The following is an 18,114-nucleotide window of genomic DNA, read 5'->3' as shown; positions in this document are numbered from 1 at the left end:
GACTGATCGTGTCAGTGCATATGAAAACGCCCGCACAGCTTGCGCTATGCGGGCGTTAGGTACTGAAGCTTCAGGAGATTTACGCCGAAGCGAGAACTCCGCTCTTCTCGCGGCGGGTACGACGGAGCGTACCGCCGATGCCGAAGAAGCCGAGAAGCAGCATCGCCCAGGTCGACGGCTCGGGAACTGCCGAGAGGCCGACGTTGAAGTCGAAGTGCTGCGGGAGTTCGTTGGTGTTGACCCATGCCGAAGCACCAAGCTCCTCGTCATCCTTCGCGTTGGCACCGGGGCCGTACTGCCAGGCGGTCGGATCGCGGAACGGATCGGAAGTGTCGATCGTCAGCGAATAGAGCAGGTTGTTCATATCGTCGTAGATATCGATCGTACCCGAACCACCGGTGAAGAAGTCGATATCCGGAATGTCGAGCGTGGGATCGTAGTTCGCACCCTGCTCGGTCTTGTACTGGAAGCTGCCATCCGGCGTATCGTGCCAGTCGCTCAGCGCCAGGTTGAAGACAGCGACATATCCGTCGGGATTGACCGCCGTACCGGCAAAGGTAGCCGAGAATGTATTCGGGTCCATGTCACCGAGATCGTCGAGCGTGAAAAGCGCGCTTGCGATCGAGAAATAGTTTGCGGGATCGACGGAATTCGCGCCGAACAGGCCATTGGTCCAAAGACCATGAACTTCGCCGTTGGCGTCGCTCACGTCGTAAACGGTTTCAGCAGCCGATGCGGGCGTCGCCACGCTGGTTGCTGCAAGAGCGGCTGCTGCCACGATTGGCGCGCCCTTCAGAACATTGGAAAACATAGTCATCGCCGTATCCCTCATAGTGATTCGAGCTTCAGTGATCCCGAGATAACAGAGATTAACTATTCGTCGTGCGGCCCTTTCGTACTTTCCCATTTTGGGACAGATTTAATCTCTGCTTAAGATTTCCCCGGAAAAGCGGCGCACGGCGCCTTGCATTTACCGCCATTTGCGCAGGGTCAGGGCGATCTGGCGATCCCTCGCTATTCTGCAGCGAGAAGTTCTTCAGCCGCGCCAAGATCGACGCTTACCAGGCGCGATATGCCCTTCTCGATCATGGTCACCCCGAACAGCCTGTGCATGCGGCTCATGGTCACGGCATTGTGAGTGACGATGAGATAACGGGTGTCGGTTTCCTTCACCATTGCTTCGAGAAGGTCGCAGAAGCGGTCGATATTGGCATCGTCGAGCGGTGCATCGACTTCGTCGAGCACGCAGATCGGTGCGGGATTGGTGAGGAATAGCGCGAAGATGAGCGCGGTTGCGGTCAGCGCCTGCTCACCGCCCGACAACAGCGTCAACGACTGGAGCCGTTTGCCTGGCGGCTGGGCAAAGATTTCGAGGCCTGCCTCAAGCGGATCGTCGCTGTCGATCAGGGCCAGATGCGCCTCGCCGCCTTCGAAAAGGCGGGTGAACAGGCGCTTGAAATGGCCATTCACCTGCTCGAACGCCTCGCGCAGCCGCTCTCGTCCCTCGCGGTTGAGGTTGCCGATCGATCCACGCAGGCGGTTGACCGCTTCACGCAGTTCCTCCTGCTCGGCGGCGTTGGTGCCGTGTTCCGCTTCGATTTTTTCGAGCTCTTCGGCGGCGACGAGGTTGACCGGACCGATCCTCTCGCGGCTGGCGGTGAGGCGGTCCATTTCCTCGGTCTCGGTCTCGGCGGCCTTGACGCTGTCTTCGGCGAAATCGAACTTGCCCGGAAGCAGGGGAGGAGGGCTCTGGAAGCGTTCGCCCGAAATGCGGGCCATCTCGATCCGGCGACCCTCCTGGTTTTCCGCGCGTTCGGAAAGGCCGGCGCGGTTCTCGCGTGCCTTTGCGAGTTCTTCATTGGCAGTATTGAAACCACGGTCGGCTTCCTGCGCGACTTCGCTCGCCGCTGCGACTGCCTTCTCGGCTTCGGCCAGTTCCGCACCGAGCCGTTCGCGCACCGTGTCGCCTTGTTCGATCTCCTTCACCAGGCCTTCGGGCTTGGCGGCAAAGATTGCGCGCTGTTCCTCGATTTCCTCGAACCGCCGCGCCATGTCCGAGAGGCGACGCGCGGCCTCCCCCGAACGAGCCTGCCAGTTTGCCATGTCACTGCGCTGGGCGGCTGTACGCTCGCGGGCTACGGCAAGCGACTGGTCATGCGCCGCAAGTTCGGCAGCACGCGCCTGCAAGGTGGACCTAGCTGCTTCGTTTTTCGCACGCGCAGCATCCAGCGAAGCCCGACCCGCTTCAGGATCGGGCAGGGCGTCGCGCTTGGCTTCGGCACTGGCGAGTTCGGCCTTAGCCTGGCCGACGATCTCGGCATGATCGTTTTCGGCTTCCTGCAGTTCGAGGAGCCGAGCGGCGACACGCTCGCGCTGCGCCTCCGCCTGATCGAGCGAGCGCAGCGCCTGGCGTTCGGCTTCCGAGGCTTCGGCAAGGGCGCGATCGGCACCGATCAACTCGCGCTGGAGGGCTGCCAGCGCCTCGGCAGCTTCGCCCTGTACAGCCTCGGCTTGCTCGACGGTTGATTGGAGCCTCGGCACTTCAATTTCGAGCTCTGCAAAGCGGTTTTCCGCCTCGAGGCGCGCGGCCTCTGCGGCTCCTTCGCCACGTACCACAAGGCCATCCCAGCGCCGCAGCTTGCCGTCGATCGTGACAAGGTTCTCGCCCGGCGCTAGCGCGCGGCCATCGTCGGTTTCGGCGACGTGGACGAGGCTGAGGCGCGCGCGCAGTTCCTCGGGACAGGAAGCGAGGTGATCGGCGAGGCTGTCCTTGACCGCTCTTGGGGCTTCGGCGCCGGTCCAGTAGCGCCCCTCGCTGCCTTCATCGGGAAGGCCCAGCAACGCCTTTCCATCGCGACCGAGTGCCGCAGCGACGGCGCGTTCGTACCCCTTTTCGGCGCGCACTCCGTCGATCGCCTGCTTGCGGCCGGACCGCTTGGCAGCCGCCCGTTCACGCGCTTCACGGTCGCGCTTCAGGGCGTCGTACTCGCGTTGTACGCCCGACAATTCGGCCTTGGCGGCAGAATAGGCGCTGGCGGCCTCGTCGCGCTGCACCTGCAGATCGGCCTTGCGCGCTTGCATTTCCTCGATCGATGCGCGCTTTGCAGCGATTGAGGCGGTCGCCTCGTGGGCCTTCTCGCGTGCGCTTTCCACCGCGCCTTCGAGATCTTCCGCCGAAAGAGCAACGCGCTGATCGGCAATCCGGCGTCCCTCGGCCTCGACGCGTTCGAGCCGCGCCTTGGCCTGGTTGACCTCGGCCTCGACCACACGCCACTCTGCCTCAACCCCGGCATTGTCGGCGGTTGCCTTGGCCAGCGCCAGCTCCGCGGTGCGGCTGGCGCGTTCGGCATCCTCGCTTTGGGCGACGAGGGCGGGGCGCCGTTCCTCGTCCGCGGCCAGCGCTTTCTCGCTGGCGGCATGCTCCTTCTCGAGCCGGGCAAGGGCCTCTGCCGCGTCCTTGGTCATGCGATCTGCATCACCGCGGTCTTCTTCCAGTCGAACCTTCTGGCGCTCGAGATCGGCTAGGCGCTGCTCGGCCGCTTCCAGCTGGCTGGTGAGCGCTGCCATGCGGTGACCATGTGCGCTTGCATCGTCTCGCCGGTCCGCCTGTTCTTCTCGCGCTTCGGAAAGCTTCTCTGCCGCATCGCGCTGGGCCTTTTGCGCTTCGTCGGCTGCTTTCTGTGCTTCCGCCACTCGCGCATCGGCATTGGCGGCGGCCTTCTTGGCTTCTTCGGCGGCCGCAGCCGCATCGCGCCAACGTGCAAAGACGAGTCGCGCCTCGGCAGTCTTTATCTCGTCGGAAAGCTTGCGATAGCGTTCTGCCTGCTTTGCCTGTCGCCTCAGCGAGGCGATCTGGCTATCGAGCCCCGCCATCAGGTCTTCGAGACGTTCGAGGTTTTTCTCGGTCGAGCGCAGCTTGCTCTCTGCATCGCGGCGGCGGACGTGGAGGCCGGCGATACCCGCGGCCTCTTCGAGCATCATGCGCCGTTCGACCGGCTTGGCGGCGATGACCTGCGCAATCTTACCCTGGCTGACGAGGGCAGGGCTGTGGGCGCCGGTAGCCGCGTCGGCAAAAGTCAGCGCAACGTCCTTGGCGCGCACATCCTTGCCGTTCACACGATAGGCGCTGCCCGCGCCGCGCTCAATACGTCGGACAACCTCGAGGTCTTCCCCGTCATCGTCCTCGGCGGAAAGAACCACTTCGGCGAAGTCGCGCGGGGGGCGGCTGGCAGTGCCGGCGAAGATCACGTCTTCCATCCCGCCCGAGCGCATGGATTTGGGCGAATTCTCGCCCATGACCCAGCGAATTGCTTCGAGCAGGTTGGACTTGCCGCAGCCGTTCGGGCCGACGACGCCGGTCAGCCCGGGTTCGATGCGCAGGGTGGAAGGCTCTACGAAGCTCTTGAAACCGCTCAGCCTGAGCTGTTTGATGAGCATCGCCTGTCCGCCCCCCTTTCCGGTTTACCTCGCGCCGGCGCGCTGGAGGATGGGTTCGATGCCCTGCCACTGATTGGCATCGAGACGACGGCCATTGAGGAAGAACGTGGGGGTGCCGGTCACATTCTCGGCGGCGGCTTCTTCGCTCGACTTCTCCGCCATGGCAGTGATGGCATCGCTATCCGAAAGGCAGGTTCGAGCCTGGTCGGCGGAGATACCGCGTGCAGCGAAGAATTCGATGAGGCCCGCAGCCTCTGCGAGCTGGACGAAACGCTGCTCGGGCGCAGCGGACATCGCCGCTTCATAGGCAGCGCCATTCGACTGGAGACGGTTGCCGAATTCCGAGAGCGAAGCCCAGGCCTGATCGGACAGGGCATGGAAACCCTCGGGAGAACCGCAACGCGCAAGCGTCGAGATCGTCACATCGAGCGGATCGCGCAGGAGCGGCCGGATTTCGTAGCTCACCACACCGCTTTCGACGTATTTTTCCTGGAGGGGAGTCGAACCGTTCTCTGCGAAATAGGCGCAGGCACCGCAGGTGTGGCTGGCGAATTCAACCAGCTTGAGTGGGGCATCCGGGTTCCCGATGACAAATCCGCCCTCCTCGGTCTTGCTGGCCGTTTCGAGCCAGCTTGCGCCGTCGGGAGCAGGGATCGCGGCGATCGCTTCACCTTCGAGCGAGGCCTCGTCGCCCTCATCGGCACCGCCGCTGCATGCGGCGAGCGCCAGGGCGAGGGGGGCGGCAAGGGCGAAACGCAGGGTACGGGTCATCGGAATCCTCGTGTCTGGGCCGGAAAGGCTATGGCATGCGCCGCCGCAGGTGAAGGACGGCAAGGGGTGTGTCCACAGGGCTGTCCCCCGAAAATGGCGGGAAATCAGTTCTGGGACGGTGATCGGAAGAAAGCGTCGAGGTGTGGTTGGAGCGCGGGCCAGTCATGCGCGTCGAGCACTTCGCCGCCCATCATGAAGGTTGGCGTGCCGCGCAGGCCGTAGGCTTCGACATCGGCCTGGCTCTGTTCGGCGATGGCCTTGGCCTTGTCGGTATCGGTCAGGCACTGGTCGAGCTCGCTGCGGCCATAGCCGCGGCTTTCCATGATCTCGTAGAAGTCGAGATCGCTGGCGATCGCCTGCGCACGGCTACCGAAGCTGCCGAACTGCCAGCGCGCCATCTGCGCCTGGGTGACGGTACGCGCCTTGGCCATCCATTCGCCGTGCTTGAGGATCAGCGCCTCGTGATTGCCGGGAAATTTCTGGGCATCGCCGCACTGCGCGGCCAGAGCAACGGTGAGGTCGATTGGGTCGCGGATCAGGTGGCGGATTTCGTAGGAAACCTTGCCAGTCGGTACGTAGAGAAGCTTGATCGCCCCGTCGCCCGTGCGCGCGAAATCTGCGCAGTGCGAGCAGGTGTAGCTCATGAATTCGACCAGCTTGCCTTCGGCTTCGGGATTGCCGATCAGGTGGCCGCCTTCGGTTTCGGTGACCATCGTACCCCAGTTCGACTGGGCTTGGGAGCCGGGGAGCTGCGTGTCCTGTGCGGTTGCACCGGCAGCGATGAGCGATGCCGCTGCAATCATCAGCGGCCGGGATAGGCGAGAATATTTGGCCAAAAGTCTACTCTTTCCTGTCGTCTTCGCCGAAGCTGCGCGCCAGCGATTCCAGCACGGTGCGCAGCTCGGGATCCCCGATATCGCGCAGACTATCGCCCAGTTCCATCGGAATCGGCTTGAGCGAAGGCGGCGCTTTGGCCTTGTTCCTGTCCTCGGGAGGCTTAACCGCACCTTGCCGAAGCTTGATCCGCGCGACCGCCTTGTAGCCGAAGAAGCGGTTCACCCGTTCGGTGATCTCGGGGAGGACTTGCTGGATCAACGGCGCGTGGGCCGGCAGCACCACAAGCTCGAGAATGCCTTCCGACTTCTCGCCGGGGGGGAAGCGGATCATTTCCGGCATGCAGACGCGGGCGTGGGTTTCGCCGACGATTTCCGGCCAGCGGCTGACAACGCTGCTCTGGACGAAGCCGAAGCGACGGAATGCCGGGCGACCGATCTGCGGCATGAGGTCGGAAATGGCCTTGGCCCCGCCGCCGCGCGGGCGTTCATAGGGCTTGTAGGCCTTCTTGCGGCCTGAAGCGGCCTTCTTGCCTTCCGGTTTGTCGGTCTTGTCGCTTCCCATTGTGCGGGTGCTCATGCCATAGGCGCGGCGTGGCCGCCATAGTCTCCGAAAAGCTTCTCGACTGGTACGACGAGTATGCCCGCGACTTGCCTTGGCGCGCGCGGCCGGGCGAGCCTGCTCCCGACCCCTATCGCGTATGGCTTTCGGAGGTGATGCTCCAGCAGACCACCGTCGCAGCGGTGAAGCCCTATTTCGAGGCCTTCACTGCGCGTTGGCCCACCGTCGAAGCGCTGGCGGCGGCGCCCGAAGAGGATGTCATGGCCGCCTGGGCGGGGCTGGGCTATTATTCGCGTGCGCGCAATCTCGTAAAATGTGCGCGCGCTGTCGCCGAGCTTGGTGCCTTCCCCGAGGTGGAAGAGGAGCTGCGCAAACTACCTGGGCTGGGCGCCTATACGGCAGCGGCAGTAGCGGCGATCGCCTTTGGGCAGCGCGCCGTGGTGGTCGATGCCAATGTCGAACGGGTCGTCGCCCGCCTGTTCAATCTCACCGATCCGCTGCCCGGCGTACGCAAGGTCATTCGTGCTTGCTCCGATACCATCACGCCCGAGACACGGGCAGGCGATTTTGCGCAGGCGATGATGGACCTGGGGTCCTCGATCTGCACCGCCCGCGAGCCGAAGTGCCTGGTCTGTCCGCTGGCCAATCACTGCCGCGCCCGGGCCGAAGGTGATCCGGCGTCGCTACCGGTAAAGGCTCCAAGGAAAGCCAAGCCGGTCCGGCAGGGGCGCGCTTTCTGGATCGAGCGAGACGGCTCCGTCTGGCTGGTGAGGCGCGAGGGGCAGGGCATGCTTGGCGGAATGCGCAGCCTGCCCGACAATGGCTGGTCGGCGCGCGGAGACGGAGCGGATTCAGCCCCGCTTGAAGGCGAATGGGAAGCCGCCGGGCTGGTCAGACATACCTTCACCCATTTTGCACTCGAACTGTCGGTCAGTCGCTATCGCGGCGCAGATCGACCTTCGGGCGAAGGAGAGTGGTGGCCGCTCGACACGCTTGACGAGGCAGGCCTTCCGACCCTCTTCGCGAAAGCTGCGAGGCTGGCGTTGGCTTAGAAGATCCCGCCGGTGATCGAGAGTCGAACCGCGATGATCAAGACGACCAGTAGATTGAGATTGCGCCCGTGGTTCTTGGAGGAAAGCGCGCCGATGACCGCGCCTACCACTGCAATCGGAAGCAAGAGCCAAAGGCCCAGCCCTAGAATCGGCAGTTGCAGGGGAATGGCGAGGATCAGCGAGACGATACCGATCAGGAGCGAGACAATATTCAGCATGTGTCTTATATGGGTAGGACAGCGCGTGAATGCAAGAGTTTCGATTCGCAATTGACCGTTCAGCTTCGCATGCCCATCACTGCGTCAAGCAAATACCGAAAGAGAGATGTCCATGGCCTATCGCGAATTCGACGCACCCGTCCTTTCCCGCCGCGCGCTGTTTCGTTCGGGCGCACTGCTGACGGCTGGCGCAGCTGTAGCTGGAATTCCTGGCGGGTCGCGGCTGCTGGCGCACGATGTCGGTCACGCCTTTCCCGAGCTCGCAAAGATGACCGACAAATACGTTGCAGATCGCAAGGTTGCCAACCTGCTGGTGGCGATCGGCCGCGGCCAGGAAGACATGGCGCATACGGTCGGCGGCGGAAAGCTGGCCTTCTCAAGCGATGCCGATGTCGGGCTGGATTCGCTCTACCGCATCTACTCGATGACCAAGCCGATTACCGGAATGGCGACGATGATGTGCATCGAAGACGGGCATTTCGGGCTCGACACGCCGCTCGCGGAAATCCTCCCCGCCTTTGCCGATATGCGCGTGCTCCAGACGCCGGACGGATCGCTCGACGATACGGTGGCCGCCGACACGCAGATCACCATTCGCCACCTGCTCACGCACACCTCCGGCCTCAGCTACATCATCGATGCCAAGGGCCCGCTCCTCGCTGCCTATGTCGAGAACGGTCTTGTCGGTGGCCGCGTCAGCCGCATGCCGATCCCGGGACTGCCGGAAGTCACGCCCGCGCCATCGCTCGAAGCATTTGCCGACCGGTTGGCGACGCTGCCGCTAGTTGCTCAACCCGGCACCAAGTGGATCTATTCCGCTAGCATCGACCTTCTCGGCCGCGTTGTCGAAGTCGCCTCCGGCATGAGCTTCGAGGATTTCCTCCAGACGCGCATCTTCGATCCCTGCGGCATGACCAGCACCTATTTCGCTGTGCCAGACAGCGAACGGGCTCGCCTGACGACCAATTACGGCATGCTTGGCACCACGCCGATCCCGATCGACCCGGGTCCGAGCTCGGTATTCCTCGATCCGCCTCAATTCCCGGCGGGTGGCGGTGGACTAGTTTCCTCGGCGCGCGACTATGACCGGTTCCTGCGTATGCTGCTCGGCTACGGCAAGCTCGACTCTGTGCAAGTCATGGAAAGCGATACCGTGCGCACGGCGGTTTCGAACCTGCTGCCTGCCGGTGTCGATACGAAGGGGTCTTGGGTCGAAGGCGAAGGTTTCGGCGCAGGAGGTCGCTCGAAGAACGGCCAGTATGGCTGGGGCGGCGCGGCGGGCACGCTTGCCGCGGTCGACTATAGTCTCGACCTGCGCACCGGCCTCTACACGCAATACATGCCGCCGGAGACCTTCCCGATCCGCGAAGAATTCATCAAGGCGCTCACCGCCGACCTGCAGGCCATGAAAGCCGCAGCCTGATGCTTTCCTTCACCGGTTCGAGGCTCGACCGCGCGGATCACGTGCGGGCCGATCCCGAACGGCTGGCAGGCTATATGAACTGGAAGGCACGGCTGCTCGCACTCGATGGGCTGATGCCTGCCATGGACGATGAAGGTGGTCTCGCCTGGGGCACGCTTGCCGATGCCAGCGAGGATGCCGAACTGGTGTTCCTGGGGCTGGACGATGGCAAGGCCTGTTTTGCTGCCGTTCCGGCCAAGGGCGATGCCAGCCCGCGCATGGCCAATCCGCAATTGTGGTCGCTCATGGCCACTCTCCGCCCGGACGACCTCGCTCTCTATGGCGGTGCGCGCAGCATTGTCGACTGGCATGCCCGCCACCGTTTCTGCGCCCAATGTGGCGGCGATACCAGGATCGCCAAGGGCGGCTGGCAGCGCGATTGCACAGCGTGCGGGGCGAGCCATTTCCCGCGCACCGACCCGGTCACGATCATGCTGGTCGAGCACGAGGGCAGGCTGATGCTGGGCCGCGGCCTGGGCTGGCCGGAGGGTAGCTTTTCCGCGCTCGCGGGCTTCGTGGAGCCGGGCGAGAGCATCGAGGAAGGCGTTGCGCGCGAGGTGCTGGAGGAAAGCGGCGTGAAGGTGCGCGACGTGACCTACGTCGCGAGCCAGCCTTGGCCATTCCCGAGCCAGCTCATGATTGGCTGTCATTCCTTTACTGATGATGACAGTCTCACCATCGACGAAACCGAGATGGCCGAGATCAACTGGTACACGCTGGATGAGGTCAAGGCCTCGCTGGCGGGGAACGGCCCATTCAGGGCGCCGCCTCCCCATGCTATAGCGCATCACCTAATGCATTGGTGGATCCATAAATGAGCGAGCCGCGCAAGCTTTCGATCGACATCTGGTCCGATGTCATGTGCCCCTGGTGCCTGGTGGGCTGGGGCAATCTCTCCCAGGCACTGGAAAGCCTCGATGGCGAGATAGAGGCGGACATCCGCTGGCACGCTTTCGAACTTAATCCCGACATGCCGGCCGAGGGCGAAGAACGCACCGCGCATATCGCGCGTAAGTATGGCCGCACCATCGAACAGTCGAAACAGGTGCAGGGCCAGATGCGCGAGGCAGCGGAGCAGGCGGGCGTCTCGCTCGACTATCAAGGAGCTGAGCCCGCGCCCGACGCGATGATGTGGAACACATTCGATGCGCACAAGCTGCTGACCAAGGCACTTGAAGAGCACGGGGCCGAAAAGCAGACGCAGCTCAAGCTCGCGCTGTTCGAGGCGCATTTCAACCAGCGCCGCCGCATTGGCGAACGCGAGGTCTTGCTCGACGTGGTCGAGGAAGTGGGCCTCGACCGCGAAGCCGCCTCAGCCGCGCTCGACAGCGAGGAACTCGCCCGCAAGACCCGCGTCGAGGAACGCGCAGCTATGGAAATGAACATCACCGGCGTGCCCGCGATGATCGTCGAAGGCCGTTTCATGATCCCCGGCGCGCAGCCGCCCGAGGCCTATGCGAATGCGTTAAGGCGGGTGGCGGAGAAGACTGTGGCCTGACGATTCCAACTTCGGGCTGAGTCCGCCACCTTGGTGACAAGTACTTGCTGAACTTTCAATCCTGACGTGACGCGCCGAAGCGGATCGTGCTCCGTGATGATTCTGCCCATTGAGCGGGATTGGCTCAACTGATCGGGTAGGCGACCACGTGTCATGCGTCGACGATGCCTGAAAACGAGCTCGAAATAGCCCGCCAAGAGTTGATCCCAAAAATATTCTCCACGCTTTTATTTTTCCACTAGATCGAAATATTTTATTGATCCGTCCCATTATGGCACCAGAGAAATGTTGGTCGATAAAATATGGACTAATATCATAGTTAACACGGACCATTTTTCAGGGGAAATATTATGAAGATTCGTTCGAAAAGTGCTGCAGCCACGGTGGTTGCGGCGGCTTCAATTGCGCTCGCGTCCCCTGCACAGGCGGTGGACTATGTGGAGGGGTTGGACGTCGATATCTTCACCGCCGCGGTTGATGCCTTGGGTCAACCCACCCGCGATCCATTTACTCTGGACGCGGGAGAGAACGAGTTCGTCGGGACAATCCTGTCGCCCAACGATGGCGCTGACTTCATTCCAGTCGAAGTGCTTGCCGGCTATACCCTGATCGGCCTTACCGTCGTGGTGGACACCAGTTTTGATTTTGGCGGAACGTCCATATTCTTCTCAAATCTCCAAGGCGGAGACGTCATTACCAACCCGCTTGCCAGCTTCTCCACATCACTTGATCTGGGGCCGAATCTGTACGGCATACTGTTGGGCAATGGTGTGGTGGGCGCCAGCTACAACGTGACATTCGATGTCGCCGGGCCGGGAGGTCCGAGCGGTTCGGTTCCTGAACCGTCAACCTGGGCATTGATGCTACTTGGCTTCGGCTCAATCGGGTTTGCGATGCGCCGTCGTCGCAGGCTGCTGCGCGTCACCTACGCCTGAAGGCTTTCCGGTCTGATAGGTGCTTTAGGCTCTGGTCGATTTCTGAAGGCGCGGCGAAGAATTTGCCGCGCCTTCTTCACTTCGGTCAGATTAGCCCCAGCCGCTCCAGCTTCCCCGCCAGCTTTCCCGGCAGCGCGTCGCCAATATCCTCGCCTTCGGCAAGGTCTCGCGGGGGGTCGCCCTTGAGATAGCGCCAGCCCTGGTGGGCGCGCTTGGGGCGGGGGTGGACGCGGATGAGCTCGGGTTTGAGGTCGATCGACCAGCGGCCGTCTTTGGTCTCGCTGAAACCGAGGATCTCGCTGCGCGCGACGATGCTGTGCTGGTGGATCCAGAACAGCGAGCCGCCGATGCATTGCTCCCATTTGGTGGGGCGATAGCGGGTCGTCAGGTTCGGGCTGCGCCGCTGCGCGTACCAGCTCTCGATATCGCCATAGGATTGCGCTCCGAATGCGATCTTGGTCAAGTTGAGCGGCATGGGGAGGAGATAGGGGGTTGCGCGGGAAATTACAGCCCGTGTGCCTCGCAGAACTTTTCCATTTCCGCGTCGATCCCCTCCGCCAGCTTTTCGCTGGTGACGTAGAAATAGAGGTCAGGCGCGTCGATATCGTCGATCCACGCGGAGAATTTCATATTCACCGGCTGGCCTTCGAACGCCAGGTGGAGGTCGCATCCGTATGCGGTTTCGACTTCGGCCTCGGCGACCCGCTTGGCGAGATGGTCGACATCGAGGCCGAGACTGAAGGCCTCCTCGAGCTGCGACAGGAACGGGCGGACGTGCTCCATGTCGAAATTCATCGACGCTTCGTAATATCCGTTCACTGGTTCCATGGCGTCAGACCACCTGCATCGCCACGGCGAGACCGAGGAAGGCGAAGAAGCCCATCGAATCAGTGATCATGGTCACAAAGACGCTGCTTGCCACGGCCGGGTCCTGGTCGAGCCGGTCGAAAGCCACGGGCACCAGCACGCCGGCAAGACCCGCAGTCACCACATTGATGATCATGGCAAGCGCAATCACCGCGCCGAGCATCGGGGTAAAGATCGCCGCGGTCGCCATGCCGATCAGCACCGCGATGGTCGCGCCATTGAGGAAGGCGACGCGCAGCTCCTTGGTCAGGATGCGCCGCGTGTTGGAGCGGGTGAGCTGGTTCATCGCGATTGCGCGCACGGTCACTGCCATGGTCTGCGTGCCAGCATTGCCGCCGATGCTGGCGACGATCGGCATCAACACGGCGAGCGCGACAAGCTTCTCGATCGCCGAGCCAAAGAGCGCGATGATGAGGCTGGCGACCAGAGCCGTGCCGAGGTTCGCCACCAGCCAGCGCACACGGCTGGAATAGGCCTCGCGGATCGGTTCGTTGATGTCGCCTTCGCCCGCGCCAGACATTAGCAGGGCATCCTCGCCCGCTTCTTCGGCGATAATGTGGACGATGTCGTCGACCGTCATCTGGCCGACCAGCCTGCCGTCCTCGTCGATGACGGCGGCGCTGATCAGGCCGTATTTCTGGAACATCAGCGCGACCTCTTCCTGGTCGAGTTCGGCCGGGATGAGCGTCTGGTCGCGCTTCATCACGTCGCCCAGCACGATGTCGCGCGGCGTGCGCAGGATCCAGGAAAGGTTGCAGGTGCCGACCGGGTGCATGCGCTGGTCGACGATGAAGACCTCGAAGAAGTCCTCCGGCAGCTCGCGCTCGTCGCGCAGGAAGTCGATGAGGTTTCCGACCGTGATATGCTCGGGCACTGCCACGAAATCGCGGCTCATCAGGCGCCCGGCGGTTTCCTCCGGATAGGCGAGGGCGGTTTCGATCGCGGTGCGGTCTTCGGGATCGAGCTCGGCAAGGATGGCCTTCTGGTCGTCCTCGTCCAGATCCTCGATCAGCTGGACCGCGTCGTCGGTCTCGAGCTGTTCGGCGATCTGCGCCACCGCATCGGCGGGCAGCGCCTCCATCATCTCTTCGCGGACGTAGTCGTTAAGCTCGGCAACGACCTCGCTGGTCATCAGGTCGGTGATGGCCGAGGCAAGCTGCGCACGCTCGTCCTTGTCGAGCAGTTCGAGCAGGTCGGCGACGTCGGCGGGGTGGAGCGGCTCGACGAGGTCGTAAACCTCGCTCTCGTCGCCCGCTTCGAGCGCATCCTCGACCGAACGGACGAACTCGCGTTTCAGCGTGTTCTCCTCGTCCATGCGCTCATCGTCGATGCGGTCGTCAGGGCGCGCGCCTTCCTCCGGCGCATCTGCCACGGCCAGTTCTTTGTCTTCGAGGCGCGTCTCTTCGACCATAGGTTGAGGGGCTTAGGGGGGCGAGCATGAAAAGCAAGCGAGTGGTGGCACATGGCTGGTGACTCTCGCCCCACAATCCCTATGTAGGCGCCAACCGAATTACAGGAGACTTACCAATGGCCGACAAGCTGACCTTCACCCTCGACACCGGCGATGGCGAAAACAAGGACGTGGTGATCAAGCTGCGCCCCGATCTCGCACCCGGCCATGTCGAGCGTATCACGACGCTGGCGGGCGAGGGCTTCTATGACGGCGTGGTCTTCCACCGCGTGATCCCCGGCTTCATGGCGCAGGGCGGCGATCCAACCGGCACCGGCATGGGCGGTAGCGACAAGCCCGACCTAAAGGCTGAATTCAACAGCGAACCGCACACCCGCGGCACCTGCTCGATGGCCCGCACCCAGGTGCCCGACAGCGCCAACAGCCAGTTCTTCATCTGCTTCGACGACGCCGAATTCCTCGACGGCCAGTACACCGTCTGGGGCCAGGTCGAGAGCGGCATGGAACACATCGACGCGCTGCCCAAGGGCGAGCCGCCGGCAAACCCGGGCAAGATCGTGAAAGCGACTGTTTCGTAATGATAAGTGCGGGAGAGAAGGTGTCGAAGTGGGGAGGCTTTGCCTTTGCCCTCGTTCTTTCTCTCCCGATGCTCGCCTATTTCGCATGGTTTGTGATGACCGCAATCGATATCGGCGAATTTTCTCTTGGGTTCTTTCTCGCTGGGCTCTTGGTCGCGGGAATGGCTAATCTGCTTTGGGCGATTGCCGTGGCGGCGGTTGGGGCCATTGGGTCAGCCATTTGGTTGGCGGTGAGGCCTCGGGATATCCTCGGTGATTGAACCCAACTACCAACACCGCTAAAGCGCCCCTTCCCATGAAACCGACCACTTCCCCCAAGACCTACAGGGTCAAGAGCTTCGGCTGCCAGATGAACGTCTATGACGGCGAACGCATGGCCGAGATGCTGGGCGAACAAGGCATCACGCCTGCGCCCGAGGGCGAGGAAGCCGACCTCGTCGTGCTCAACACTTGCCACATCCGCGAGAAGGCGGCGGAGAAGGTCTATTCGGACATCGGCCGCCTGACCAAGGCGGGCCGCGAGGCCGGCAAGGAGCCGCTGATCGCGGTCGCGGGCTGCGTCGCGCAGGCCGAGGGCGAGGAGATCATGAAGCGTTCTCCGGCGGTCAGCATGGTCGTCGGCCCGCAGGCCTATCACCGCCTGCCCGAAATGCTCGACAAAGCGGTGAAGGGTGAGCGGGCGACCGACACCGACATGCCCGCCATCGCCAAGTTCGCCGCGCTGCCCGAGCGTCGTCGCACCAATCCGGCGAGCTTCCTCACCGTGCAGGAAGGCTGCGACAAGTTCTGCACCTATTGCGTGGTGCCCTATACGCGCGGCGCGGAAATCAGCCGTCCTTACAGTGACTTGGTTACCGAAGCGAAGAAACTAGTCGATGCGGGCGCGAAGGAAATCACGCTGCTCGGCCAGAATGTCTCCGCATGGTCGGGCGAGGACGAGAAGGGCCACGGCGTCGGCCTTGCAGGCCTCATTCGAGACCTTGCGAAAGTTGAGGGCCTCGCGCGCATCCGCTATACCACCAGCCACCCGGCCGACATGGACGACGACCTCATCGCCGCGCATGGCGAAATCGACAAGCTCATGCCCTTCCTCCACCTCCCGGTGCAGGCAGGTAGCGACCGTGTCCTGAAGGCCATGAACCGCAGCCACACAGCGGAAAGCTATCTTAGGCTCCTCGAGCGCTTCCGTGCCGCGCGGCCCGACCTCGCGCTTTCGGGCGACTTCATCGTCGGCTTCCCCGGCGAAACCGATGCCGAGTTCGAGGAAACCCTCGCTCTGGTCGACGAGGTCAAATACGCGCAGGCCTTCAGCTTCAAGTATTCGCCGCGTCCCGGCACGCCCGCCGCGACGATGGAGGGCCAGGTGGCGAAAGAAGTCATGGACGAGCGCCTCCAGCGCCTCCAGGCCGCGCTCAACCGCGACCAGTTGGCCTTCAACGAGGCAAGCGTGGGCAAGACCTGCGAAGTCCTCGTTGAACGCAAGGGCAAGCACGCTGGCCAATGGCTCGGCAAGTCGCCCTGGCTCCAGAGCGTCTGGTTCGAGGGAGATGCACAGATCGGCGACCTCGTGCAGGCCGAACTGGTCGAGGCAGGTCCCAAATCGCTCGCCGGGAAGCTGCGCGAAACCGTCGCTGCCTGATTACACTCGCGTGACTTTCCACCGTGATCGCGCGGTGCCCTTCTTGCGCGACGCGCGTTGAAGAGTAACCTTCCGACTCGGTACTCATTCGAAAGGAGCAGATGGCTCGCAAACCAGCACGGCAGGCCGACCCGGCCCTGACCAAACCGCCCGTCCCGCAGCGCGAAGTGCGCCGCGCGCAGATCGATCTCAACTTCGAAAACCAGAGCCTTCTTGGCGCGCTTTTCGGACAGTTCGATGCCAATCTTGTGCAGGTGGAGAACCGGCTGGGCGTGTTCATTTCGGCTCGCGGCAATGCGATCCACATCGAAGGCCCCGAAGACAGCGTCGCCCGCGCACGCGACGTTCTCAATGAGATGTATGACCGCCTCGCCATGGGGCAGGACCTCGACGCAGGCGCGATTGAGTCGCTGATTGCCATGTCCAACGAACCGACCCTCGATGGGATCATGGACGGCAAGCCCGAAGGCCCGCCGATCATGATCCGCACGCGCCGCAAGACCATCGTGCCGCGCAGCGCCATGCAGGCGACCTACATGCGCAGCCTCGTGCGCGACGACATTATCTTTGCGCTCGGCCCGGCGGGTACCGGCAAAACCTATCTTGCCGTGGCGCAGGCAGTGGCGCAGCTGATCAGCGGCAGCGTCCAGCGCCTGATCCTGTCACGTCCGGCGGTCGAGGCGGGCGAGAAGCTCGGCTTCCTGCCCGGCGACATGAAGGACAAGGTCGATCCCTATCTGCGCCCGCTCTACGATGCGCTCTACGATTGCATGCCACCTGAACAGGTCGAACGGCGACTGGCTTCGGGCGAGATCGAAATCGCACCGATTGCATTCATGCGAGGCCGGACGTTGGCGGACAGCTTCATCATCCTCGACGAAGCGCAAAATACCACGCGCGAGCAGATGAAGATGTTCCTCACCCGTTTCGGCCAGAACAGCCGCATGGTCGTGTGCGGCGACCCGCGCCAGGTCGATATTCCCGGCGGTGACGGGATGAGCGGGCTGGCTGATGCGGTGGGTAAACTCGAAGGCGTCGAAGGCTTCGGCACCATCCGCTTCACTGCGGCGGACGTGGTTCGCCACCCGATCGTGGGCCGGATCGTCGAGGCTTACGAAGGGCCTGCCGCTTGAGTGAATTGAAAGTTGTAAAGGCGTTTGAAAGTCCCGATGGGTCCGAGCGCATTCAGATTCTTCGACGGAAGGATGGAAGGTACACTTTTCACCAAAACTGGCTGAGAGATGGTGAATGGAGCGGTGGCTTGGACCTCGGGATATACGACTCTTCGCTGACCGCCGAAACCGAAGCACGCCAGCGAGTTGCCTGGTTACGTGATAGGTTCAACTGATGGACCTCGACATCGAAATCGACGGCTGGCCGGACGAGCCGGATTGGGGAGTCCTGTGCGAGCGTGCGCATGGGGCCGTTGCAGGGGTCGAGCCTGCGCTTGCCCATGATCGCCTGACGACGAGCGTGTTGTTCACGTCCGACGAGCAGGTACACGAACTCAACAAAGAATGGCGCGGCAAGGACAAGCCGACGAACGTGCTCTCTTTCCCCATGCTGGAGCGTGACGAGCTACTGGACCTGACACCCGACGGACCGCCGGAGATGCTCGGCGATATCGCGCTCGCGTTCGAGACTTGTCAGCGCGAAGCGAATGAGAAGGGCATCAGTCTCGCCGACCACACGACTCATCTCCTTATCCATGGTTTCCTGCATCTGGCAGGCCACGATCACGTCGATTCGGACGAGCAGGCGGCGGCAATGGAAAAACTCGAGATCGAAGCGCTTGCAAAACTGGGCATAGCGGACCCATATGGGGATCGCGACAACTAGGAGTACGCAACC

Annotated in this window: 19 protein-coding genes; 10 read left to right on the top strand and 9 right to left on the bottom strand. The window is 62.8% G+C overall.

Annotation, left to right across the window (positions count from 1 at the left end):
- Positions 1–79 precede the first annotated feature (79 nt).
- The 5 genes from K3146_RS13450 to K3146_RS06445 all read right to left on the bottom strand — a co-directional run bounded on the left by K3146_RS13450 (position 80) and on the right by K3146_RS06445 (position 6,621).
- Positions 80–817 (bottom strand): PEPxxWA-CTERM sorting domain-containing protein, encoded by a 738-nt coding sequence (locus tag K3146_RS13450; RefSeq protein WP_247711106.1) that lies wholly within the window; start codon positions 815–817, stop codon positions 80–82.
- Positions 818–1,014: 197 nt separating this feature from the next.
- Entirely contained in the window at positions 1,015–4,437 is a 3,423-nt protein-coding gene (locus tag K3146_RS06460; protein ID WP_221545465.1) for an AAA family ATPase, read from the bottom strand.
- 24 nt (positions 4,438–4,461) lie between these two features.
- The gene (locus tag K3146_RS06455) at positions 4,462–5,208 is read right to left on the bottom strand and encodes a thioredoxin domain-containing protein (protein WP_221545464.1); all 747 of its coding nucleotides are present in this window, start codon (positions 5,206–5,208) and stop codon (positions 4,462–4,464) included.
- A 104-nt stretch (positions 5,209–5,312) separates the two neighbouring features.
- Positions 5,313–6,044, bottom strand: a complete 732-nt coding sequence (locus K3146_RS06450; RefSeq protein WP_221545463.1) for a thioredoxin domain-containing protein — start codon at positions 6,042–6,044, stop codon at positions 5,313–5,315.
- Between the two features lie 4 nt (positions 6,045–6,048).
- Positions 6,049–6,621, bottom strand: coding sequence for a DUF721 domain-containing protein (locus K3146_RS06445; protein WP_221545462.1), 573 nt, complete (start codon positions 6,619–6,621; stop codon positions 6,049–6,051).
- Positions 6,622–6,635: 14 nt separating this feature from the next.
- Between K3146_RS06445 and mutY the strand changes: the two genes are divergently transcribed.
- Positions 6,636–7,655 carry an A/G-specific adenine glycosylase gene (gene mutY, locus K3146_RS06440; protein ID WP_221545461.1) on the top strand — a complete coding sequence of 340 codons (1,020 nt, stop codon included), beginning with the start codon at positions 6,636–6,638 and terminating at the stop codon, positions 7,653–7,655.
- Here the strand turns inward: mutY and K3146_RS06435 are convergent.
- Entirely contained in the window at positions 7,652–7,873 is a 222-nt protein-coding gene (locus K3146_RS06435) for a hypothetical protein (protein ID WP_221545460.1), read from the bottom strand. The two genes, mutY and K3146_RS06435, sit on opposite strands and share 4 nt — an antisense overlap.
- Positions 7,874–7,985: 112 nt before the next feature.
- On the opposite strand from K3146_RS06435, the gene K3146_RS06430 reads away from it, so the two are divergent.
- The 4 genes from K3146_RS06430 to K3146_RS13445 all read left to right on the top strand — a co-directional run bounded on the left by K3146_RS06430 (position 7,986) and on the right by K3146_RS13445 (position 11,768).
- A complete protein-coding gene (locus K3146_RS06430; protein WP_221545459.1) occupies positions 7,986–9,296 on the top strand; it encodes a serine hydrolase domain-containing protein in 1,311 nt (436 codons plus the stop codon).
- On the top strand, positions 9,296–10,153 hold the full coding sequence (gene nudC, locus K3146_RS06425; protein ID WP_247711104.1) for an NAD(+) diphosphatase: 858 nt from the start codon (positions 9,296–9,298) through the stop codon (positions 10,151–10,153). Before K3146_RS06430 ends, nudC begins: the two co-directional genes overlap by 1 nt.
- Positions 10,150–10,833, top strand: a complete 684-nt coding sequence (locus K3146_RS06420; protein ID WP_221545458.1) for a DsbA family oxidoreductase — start codon at positions 10,150–10,152, stop codon at positions 10,831–10,833. Before nudC ends, K3146_RS06420 begins: the two co-directional genes overlap by 4 nt.
- Before the next feature lie 350 nt (positions 10,834–11,183).
- Positions 11,184–11,768: a PEPxxWA-CTERM sorting domain-containing protein gene (locus K3146_RS13445; protein ID WP_247711103.1), complete on the top strand. Its 585-nt coding sequence runs from the start codon at positions 11,184–11,186 to the stop codon at positions 11,766–11,768.
- Positions 11,769–11,853: 85 nt separating this feature from the next.
- On the opposite strand, the gene K3146_RS06410 is transcribed toward K3146_RS13445, so the two are convergent.
- The 3 genes from K3146_RS06410 to mgtE are packed head-to-tail and all read right to left on the bottom strand — an operon-like array spanning position 11,854 to position 14,046.
- Positions 11,854–12,243 (bottom strand): DUF1489 family protein, encoded by a 390-nt coding sequence (locus K3146_RS06410; protein ID WP_221545457.1) that lies wholly within the window; start codon positions 12,241–12,243, stop codon positions 11,854–11,856.
- A 29-nt stretch (positions 12,244–12,272) separates the two neighbouring features.
- Complete coding sequence (locus K3146_RS06405) at positions 12,273–12,596, bottom strand: hypothetical protein (RefSeq protein WP_221545456.1); 324 nt, start codon at positions 12,594–12,596, stop codon at positions 12,273–12,275.
- A gap of 4 nt (positions 12,597–12,600) precedes the next feature.
- Positions 12,601–14,046, bottom strand: a complete 1,446-nt coding sequence (gene mgtE, locus K3146_RS06400) for a magnesium transporter (RefSeq protein ID WP_221545455.1) — start codon at positions 14,044–14,046, stop codon at positions 12,601–12,603.
- A 116-nt stretch (positions 14,047–14,162) separates the two neighbouring features.
- On the opposite strand from mgtE, the gene K3146_RS06395 reads away from it, so the two are divergent.
- From K3146_RS06395 to ybeY, 5 genes are all read left to right on the top strand, one after another.
- Positions 14,163–14,624, top strand: coding sequence for a peptidylprolyl isomerase (locus K3146_RS06395; protein ID WP_221545454.1), 462 nt, complete (start codon positions 14,163–14,165; stop codon positions 14,622–14,624).
- A 20-nt stretch (positions 14,625–14,644) separates the two neighbouring features.
- On the top strand, positions 14,645–14,884 hold the full coding sequence (locus K3146_RS06390; RefSeq protein WP_221545453.1) for a hypothetical protein: 240 nt from the start codon (positions 14,645–14,647) through the stop codon (positions 14,882–14,884).
- A 35-nt stretch (positions 14,885–14,919) separates the two neighbouring features.
- Positions 14,920–16,263 (top strand): tRNA (N6-isopentenyl adenosine(37)-C2)-methylthiotransferase MiaB, encoded by a 1,344-nt coding sequence (gene miaB / locus K3146_RS06385; RefSeq protein WP_221545452.1) that lies wholly within the window; start codon positions 14,920–14,922, stop codon positions 16,261–16,263.
- A gap of 101 nt (positions 16,264–16,364) precedes the next feature.
- A complete protein-coding gene (locus K3146_RS06380; RefSeq protein WP_221545451.1) occupies positions 16,365–17,396 on the top strand; it encodes a PhoH family protein in 1,032 nt (343 codons plus the stop codon).
- Positions 17,397–17,610: 214 nt separating this feature from the next.
- Positions 17,611–18,102, top strand: a complete 492-nt coding sequence (gene ybeY, locus K3146_RS06375; protein WP_221545450.1) for an rRNA maturation RNase YbeY — start codon at positions 17,611–17,613, stop codon at positions 18,100–18,102.
- Positions 18,103–18,114 lie beyond the last annotated feature (12 nt).

Origin of the sequence: Qipengyuania vesicularis (genome assembly GCF_019711415.1) — a bacterium.
Lineage (GTDB): Bacteria > Pseudomonadota > Alphaproteobacteria > Sphingomonadales > Sphingomonadaceae > Qipengyuania > Qipengyuania vesicularis.
The sequence above is the reverse complement of the archived record's forward strand: the minus strand, read 5'-3'. Positions and strand labels throughout refer to the sequence as shown.